General features: G+C 52.6%; 2 protein-coding genes. One reads left to right on the plus strand and one right to left on the minus strand.

Annotated elements, in window-relative coordinates:
- Position 1 precedes the first annotated feature (1 nt).
- Positions 2 to 1,441, minus strand: a complete 1,440-nt coding sequence (locus IQ260_RS30210; protein ID WP_193996741.1) for a TldD/PmbA family protein — start codon at positions 1,439 to 1,441, stop codon at positions 2 to 4.
- 237 nt (positions 1,442 to 1,678) lie between these two features.
- Here IQ260_RS30210 and IQ260_RS30215 point away from each other — a divergent pair.
- Positions 1,679 to 1,981 (plus strand): Lrp/AsnC family transcriptional regulator (locus IQ260_RS30215; RefSeq protein ID WP_193996742.1); only part of this gene is annotated, 303 nt, incomplete at its 3' end.

Genomic DNA, 1,981 nt, shown 5'->3' on the forward strand with positions numbered 1-1,981 from the left:
GTCATACCGCCCCCCCAAACACTTCAATCGCATTAAATGCACAGACCGGAGCCCCATAACCCACCCGAATCAGCTGATTCGGTTCCCCCTTGCCGCAAAACGGAGTGCCATACATGTCCCACGTGCTGCCATCGCCCACCTGGGACAAACTATGCCAAAACTGAGGCGTCACCGAGCGATAGTTAGGATTTTTAAGCGTCCGAGTCAGTTTGCCATTTTCGATTAGCTTGCCGTACTCGCAGCCAAACTGGAACTTATGGCGCTGATCATCAATGGACCAGGAGCGGTTAGTCTCCATATAGATACCCTGCTCAATGTTGGCAATGATTTGCTCAAACGAGCGCTCCCCAGGCTCCAGGTTAATATTGGCCATGCGGTCAATCGCCGGTCGATTCCAGGATGACGCGCGCGAGTTAGCCACCCCCGGCACATTAGAACGCTGCTGACTTTCCAGTCCCCCCAGCCCCCGCTCTAACTTCCCTGCCCGGATCAAATACTCACGGGTTGCCGGTGTACCCACATCGTCAAAGCCATAGCTGCCCAGCTCCCCTACTACTGTGGGGTCAAAGGTGACATTCATCAGCTCGGAGCCATAGGTCAACGAGCCAAAGTCCTCCAGCTTAATAAAGCTGCCCCCGGCATAGTTTCGTTCATCCCCTAAAATCCGGTCCAGCTCCAGGGGATGTCCAATGCTTTCATGGATTTGCAACATCATTTGGTCTGGAGCCAGCACCAGCGTTGTCGCCAGATCGGGGCAGTTATCCGCATGGAGTAATTCCACCGCCTGCTCGCCCACCTGCTGCACCCGCTGCCACAGATCTAGACCTGGAAATAACTCCCATCCTCCCTGGTAGCTTTGGGCCAGATACCCATGGTCGGTCCGCAGCTGGGTAATCGGCCCATCCTGAGCGATGGTGCCAATGTGAGTCTCGATTAAATAGTCCCGCTGATAAATCTCCGAGCCATTGCTACTGACAAACCAGGTCTCAATGTCATGGCTTCTAGCCGACGCACTGGTTTGAGCAATCTGATCAGACACCTTGAGCCGGTCACACACCTGCAGCAAAATCTGATTTAACTCAGCCGGGGACAGAGCCTCTAACCCTTTGCGCTGGGGAGATATATAGTTTCCCGTCGCTTTGGGGCGCGTCGCCGTTGTAAACCGGTGGACGGCCCAAGCACTGGCAGCCATAGCCTGTTCATAAGCCGCCACAATCGCCGTCGCCAGAGACGCAGCACTGAGATCATTCGTCGCACTGTAGCCAAACTGCCCCTGGGCTAATACTTCCACCATAGCGCCGTGGCCATAGTGCTGAGCATTCCGCTCTGGGTGCGCATCTCGAATGGCACAGGCTTTGGTGACATCTTTAACAGCTCGAATACCGATCCAGTCGGCAGATACTGTCGTGGCAGTGACAACGTCAGCAAGGAACTTAAACATACATTTTGCGGTAGTGCAGACCCGGCGTCAGGCCATCCCAATGGACCACACCTGTCTCGATAGTAGTAATTCTTACTCATTCAGACCCTGAATGGGGGGCGAGACCCTCTATTATCCAGAGGTTTTTTTTAAGACACGCAAGTAAATCATGGGTTTTGGTTTGTTTTAAATTCAAAAAACCAATTTATAATTCAAAAAATAAAGCAAAATAAAATCAAAGCCTTAAAAAATAAATTAATGGATGATTTAGACGGCAGTATTTTAAGCGCGCTAATGGTAGATGGGCGGGTGACCTGGTCCGATCTGGCTAACCGCTTTGGTGTCTCGTCACCGGCTATTAGTGAACGGGTGCGACGCTTAGAAAAACGCGGCATTATTCAGGGCTATCGGGTGACGGTAGACCCGGTACAGCTGGGGTACGACGTGAGCGCATTTGTGGCGGTGGTCTTGGAGCATCCGCAATACCGTCAGGCTTTTTTGGACTATGTGCAGACTACAGATGAGATCCAGGAATGTCACCACGTGGCGGGGGATGGGGAC

The sequence above is a fragment of the Leptolyngbya cf. ectocarpi LEGE 11479 genome, assembly GCF_015207065.1.
Classification (GTDB): domain Bacteria; phylum Cyanobacteriota; class Cyanobacteriia; order Phormidesmidales; family Phormidesmidaceae; genus Leptothoe; species Leptothoe ectocarpi.